Consider the following 5,589-nt stretch of genomic DNA (forward strand, 5'->3'; position numbering starts at 1 on the left):
GACGCAGGGTGTCCAGGACGTCCGGGTCCTCGATCGTGGACGGGACGGTGACCTCCTGCCCGTCGGCGATGCCCCGCATCACCCCCCGCAGGATCTTGCCCGACCGGGTCTTCGGCAGCGCCGGCACGACGGTGATCTCCTTGAGGGAGGCGACCGGGCCCACCTGCTCGCGCACCATCGCGATCAGCTCGGGGCACAGCTCGTCCGGCTCGGCGAGGACCCCGCTCTTGAGCACCACCAGCCCGCGCGGCACCTGCCCCTTGAGGGCGTCGTGCACGCCGATGACCGCGCACTCGGCGACGGCCGGGTGGGAGGCGATGACCTCCTCCATCGTGCCGGTGGACAGCCGGTGCCCGGCGACGTTGATCACGTCGTCGGTGCGGCCCATCACCCACACGTAGCCGTCCTCGTCGATGTGCCCGCCGTCGCCGGTCAGGTAGTGCCCGGGGAACTTGGTGAGGTAGGACTCGACGAACCGCTCGTCGTCCTGCCAGAGCGTGGGCAGCGTCCCGGGCGGCAGCGGCAGCCGGATCGCGATGTCGCCGTCCGTGCCGGGCGGCAGCGGCGAGCCGTCCGGCCCGAGGATCCGCACGTCGTACCCGGGGACCGGCACCGACGGCGACCCGGGCCTGACGGGCATGGGCTCCAGCCCGCGCAGGTTCGCCACGATCGGCCAGCCGGTCTCGGTCTGCCACCAGTGGTCGATGACGGGCCGGTCCAGCACCCGCGCCGCCCACCTGTAGGTGTCGGGGTCGAGCCGCTCCCCGGCGAGGAACAGCGTGTCCAGCGCCGACAGGTCGTGCCCCGCGAGCAGCGCGCCCTCGGGGTCCTCCTTCTTGACCGCGCGGATCGCGGTCGGCGCGGCGAACAGCGCCTTCACCCGGTGCTGCGCCGCGACCCGCCAGAACGCGCCCGCGTCCGGGGTGCCGACGGGCTTGCCCTCGTACAGGACGGTCGTGCAGCCGGTGAGCAGCGGCGCGTAGACGATGTAGGAGTGCCCGACGACCCACCCGACGTCGGACGCGGCCCAGAACACGTCGCCCGGCCCCACCCCGAACACGTTCTCCATGGACCAGCGCAGCGCGACCGCGTGCCCGCCGTTGTCGCGCACGACGCCCTTGGGCCGCCCGGTCGTCCCGGACGTGTACAGGATGTACAGCGGGTCGGTCGCGGCGACGGGCACGCACTCGGCGGGCCGCGCGGCGGCGACGGCCTCGTCCCACTCCACGTCCCGCGGGCGGACGAGGTCGGCGTGCAGCTGCTCGCGCTGCCGGATGACGCACCGGTCGACCTTGTGGCGGGCCATCTCCAGCGCCTGGTCCAGCAGCGGCTTGTAGGGCACGATCCGGCCGGCCTCGATGCCGCAGGACGCCGACACGACGGCCTTCGGCCGGGCGTCGTCGATGCGGACGGCGAGCTCCCGCGCCGCGAACCCGCCGAACACCACCGAGTGGACCGCGCCGAGCCGCGCGCACGCCAGCATCGCGATGACGGCCTCGGGCACCATCGGCAGGTAGATGACCACCCGGTCGCCGCGGTCGACGCCCTGCGCCCGCAGCGCCCCGGCGAACCGCGCGACGAGATCGGTGAGCTCGCGGTAGGTGTAGGTCCGGACCGCCCCGGTCACCGGGCTGTCGTAGATGAGCGCGGCCTGGTCGCCGCGCCCCTCCTCGACGTGCCGGTCCAGGGCGTTGTCGCAGGTGTTGAGCTCCCCGCCGGTGAACCAGCGGTAGAAGGGGGGCGCCCCGTCGTCCAGCACCCGGTCCGGCGGGACGAGCCAGCGCACGTCCCGCGCCGCCAGGCCCCAGAATCGGGTCGGGTCGGCGATGCTGCGTTCGTACGCCGCCGCGTAGGCGCCCATGTCGTCCTCCCGGTTGCGGGTCCCGTGCCCGGCTGCGATCCGGCCCGGACTGCGATTCGGGCCCACCCCTATAGGGCATGGCCGGAGGCCCGTTCGTCAAGGCCCCCCGCCGCCGCATATGCCCGGGACGGCGCGGAATCCCCCGGTCAGCGGGGGTGACGCAGGCCGTGCCCCACGGCGACGGCGGCGGCCACCGCGGCGCCCGCGCCGACGATCCAGAAGGACAGCTCGTAGGCGGCGAGGGTGGGGACCGCGGTGCCCGCGACGACCCGCCCGGCCAGGATGGACGCGGTGACCGCGCCGGCGATGGCGCCGCCCGCGGTGCGCACCAGCGAGTTGATGCCGCTGGCGATGCCGCTCTGGTCCATCGGGACGTGCTGGATGGCGAGCGTGCCGAGCGCCGCGTAGGCGATGCCGAACCCGACGCCCTGGATGGAACTGAAGGCGATCATGTCGTACGGGTGCGAGTTCGACACCGCCAGCCACACGTAGCACAGGCTCGCGAACAGCGACCCGATGGCGAGCGTGTACGCGGGGCCGATCCGGGCGGCGATCCGCCCGGCCAGCGAGGAGAAGACCAGCATCGTGACCGTGCTCGGCAGCATGTAGAGCCCGACGTCCAGGACCGAGCCGCTCAGCCCGTACCCGACCTCCTCGGGCCTCGCCTGCACGAAGGCCGCGATCAGCGTGAACGCGGCGAACATCGAGAAGCCGAGCAGCGCGGACGCGACGTTGGCCGACAGCGACCGGGGGCCGACGAGCAGGCTCAGCCGGACGAGCGGCGCGCGGACGCGCTTCTCGATCACGACCCAGACGGCGCACAGCACGGCCGCCGCGGCGAACAGGCCGAGGACGCCGCCGGACGTCCAGCCCCACAGGTTGCCCTGGCTGATGCCGAGCAGCAGGCAGATCAGCCATACCGCGAGCACGGCGACGCCCGGGTAGTCGGGCCGCCCGCCGGCGCGGACGCCGACGTCGCGGGCCGCGGCCGCGACCAGCGCCAGCCCGGCGGCGGCCATCGCGGCCGCGACCCAGAACACCGGGCGGTGGCTGTCGGTGCGGGCGGCGATCAGCCCGGTCACGATCATGCCGGCGCTGCCGCCGGCGCCCATGGTCGCGCTGACGACGCCGATCGCCATGGTCACCCGCTCGCGCGGGAACGTGTCCCGGATCATGCCGATGGCCAGCGGGATCAGCGCGGACGACACGCCCTGCAGGGCCCGCCCGGCGATCAGCACGACCAGCGAGCCGGACAGCGCGCAGATCACCGAGCCGGCCATCAGCAGCGACAGCGACAGCAGGACCATCCGCTTCTTGCCGTACATGTCGCCGAACCGCGTCAGCAGCGGGGTCGCGACGGCGCCGGCCAGCAGCGAGGCGGTGAACACCCACGTCACATCGGTGATCGGAGCGTCGAACAGGACCATGAGCTGGGGCAGCATCGGCAGCACGAGCGTCTGCTGCACCGCCACGCTCATCCCGGCGAACGCCAGGGCGAGCAGGGTGCGCCCGGTGTGCCCGGGGCGCGCGGCGGACCGCTCGGGCGCCTCGCGCGCCGTGGTGGGGGCGCCCGTCATGCGAACCTCCATCGGCCGGTCGGCGGTGGGCCGGCCGATCAGCGTGCTGTTACTTACCTTAAGTAATAGTAGAGCGGTAGGTTGGATGACATGTCAGCACCCGTTCCGCCGGACATCGCGGAGATCGAGCGGGCGATCAGCCGGGTCGCGCACCTGCTCACCCGGTTCCGGCAGCACGACCGCACCGTGGTCGCGGCGGGCGTCCCGGTCGACCGCGCGGCCGTCCCGCTGCTGCGCGCGCTCGCCGAGCACGAGGGGCCGATGCGGCCCGGGGAGCTCGCCGTCCGGCTGGCCGTGGAGGCGCCGCACGTCACCCGGCAGCTGCAGCGGCTGGAGCGGGCCGGGTACGTCGAGCGGGTGCCCGACCCCGACGACCGCCGGTGCCAGCGGGTCGGGCTCACCGGTGCCGGGCGGGCGGCCGTGGAGTCCATCCGGGCGTCCGGGCGGCGCTGGATCGGCGAGGCCCTCGCCGCGTGGTCGCCCGCCGAGCGCGAGCGGCTGGCCGGTCTCGTCAACCGGATGGTCGACGACTTCGCCGCGCACTCCGCCGCGACCGCCGCCGGGCCGGCCGCCGACGGCGACTGAACCGCCGACGATTCCTCCTTGTTCGTGGCGGACCCGCGCTCAGTGGGAAAATCGCAGGCCGCGGCGGGGACGGCCGGGTTTTGCCGCGGGCACCGGCCTCCATAGGGTTGCCTTCCGTGGACCTCCGTCTGCACAACCCCCGCGATGACGCCCCCCGCACGGGCCGCCGCAGCGCGGCCCTCCGCGTCCCTTCCCGGAAGGGACCCTGAATGCAGGTCGTCACCACCGCCGGCCACGGTGGGCACGGCAAGTCGGCGCTCGTGCGCGCCCTCACCGGCAAGCCGCCCGGGGAACCGGGCGCCTGGACGGAGCTGCCCTCCGGGCGGCGGGTGGCGTTCGTCGACGCCCCCGGCGGCGAGCGCTCCGTCCCGGCCATGATCGCGGGCGCCGCGCCGGCCCCCGCCGTCCTGCTGGCCGTCGCCGCCGACGAGGGCTGGATGGCCGGGACGCGGGAGCACCTGGCGGCGCTCGGCGCGCTCGGCGTCCGCGCCGGGGTCGTCGCCGTCACCAAGGCCGACACCGCCGACCCCAAGCTCGCGCTGCGGCAGGTCCGCGAGCGGCTCGCCGGGACCGCGCTGCGCGGCGTGGAGGCCGTCGCGGTCAGCGCCGTCACCGGCACCGGGCTGGACGCCCTCGCCGCCGCCCTCGACCGGCTCGCCGGCCGGCTGCCCGTCCCCGACCCCGCCGCCCCCGTGCGGCTGTGGATCGACCGCGCGTTCACCGCCGGGCGGCAGACCGTCGTCACCGGCACCCTCCCCGCCGGGACGGTCGCCGTCGGGGACGAGCTGCTCCTCATGCCCGCCGGCGCACGCGTCCGCGTCCGGACGATCGGCCGCACCGGGGAACCGTGCGAATCGGTCGGCGGCGTCTCGCGGGTCGTGCTGACCCTGCGCGACGCGGGCCGCGTGGAGGCCGGCATGGCCCTGGTCACCCCCGGCGCCTGGACCCACACCACCAGCGTCGACGTCCGCACCCGCTTCGGCGAGGCGTCCGGGCGGCTCGCGCGGCGGATGACCCTGCACCTCGGCTCGGCCGCCGTCCCGGTCCGGCTGCGGCCCCTCGGCCCCGACACCGCCCGCCTCACCCTGAACACGCGGCTCGCCCTGCACCTCGGCGACACCGGGATCCTGCGCGACCCGGAGCGCCGCTCGATCGCCGGGGTCAGCGTCCTGGACGTGCGCCCCCCGACGCTGGTGCGCCGCGACGCCGGCGCCGCCCGCGCCCGGGAGCTGGCGTCCTGGCCCGACCGGCCGGACGGCGCGGTCGTCCTGCGCCGGCACGGCGTGCTCCGCAGGTCCGAGCTGTCGGTCATGGGGTGCGCCGCCCCACCGGACGCCGTCGCGCCGGACGGCGAGTGGATCGCCGACCCCGCGCACTGGTCCGCGCTGTTCGAGCGGCTCACCGAGGAGGCGTCCCGGCACGCCGCGGAGAGCCCGCGCGCCCCGGGCCTGCCGCTGGAGACCGTCCGGCTCCGGCTCGGCCTCCCGTCGAGGCAGCTCGTCGAGGCGCTCGTGCGGCCGCCGCTGCGCGTCGAGGCCGGCCGCGTCTACGCCCCCGCCCCGGCCC

The 5,589-nt window shown here is 75.6% G+C and carries 4 protein-coding genes; 2 read left to right on the top strand and 2 right to left on the bottom strand.

The annotated features are described in order from the left end of the window. A partial coding sequence (locus E1200_RS30750; RefSeq protein ID WP_131955726.1) for a propionyl-CoA synthetase occupies positions 1 to 1,861 on the bottom strand: 1,861 nt, incomplete at its 3' end. Positions 1,862 to 2,007: 146 nt separating this feature from the next. Next, on the bottom strand, positions 2,008 to 3,438 hold the full coding sequence (locus tag E1200_RS30755) for an MFS transporter (protein ID WP_131955728.1): 1,431 nt from the start codon (positions 3,436 to 3,438) through the stop codon (positions 2,008 to 2,010). A 90-nt stretch (positions 3,439 to 3,528) separates the two neighbouring features. Between E1200_RS30755 and E1200_RS30760 the strand changes: the two genes are divergently transcribed. Continuing rightward, positions 3,529 to 4,023, top strand: a complete 495-nt coding sequence (locus E1200_RS30760) for a MarR family transcriptional regulator (RefSeq protein WP_131955730.1) — start codon at positions 3,529 to 3,531, stop codon at positions 4,021 to 4,023. A 209-nt stretch (positions 4,024 to 4,232) separates the two neighbouring features. After that, positions 4,233 to 5,589, top strand: a 1,357-nt coding sequence (locus E1200_RS35305; RefSeq protein WP_131955732.1) for a GTP-binding protein, incomplete at its 3' end; no start/stop codon positions are given.

Origin of the sequence: Actinomadura sp. GC306 (genome assembly GCF_004348665.1) — a bacterium.
Classification (GTDB): domain Bacteria; phylum Actinomycetota; class Actinomycetes; order Streptosporangiales; family Streptosporangiaceae; genus Spirillospora.

Excerpts from the sequence above, each read along its gene's own strand:
- E1200_RS30755 (WP_131955728.1), bottom strand. The coding sequence starts at position 3,438 with ATGACGGGCGCCCCCACCACGGCGCGCGAGGCGCCCGAGCGGTCCGCC.
- E1200_RS30760 (WP_131955730.1), top strand. The coding sequence starts at position 3,529 with ATGTCAGCACCCGTTCCGCCGGACATCGCGGAGATCGAGCGGGCGATC.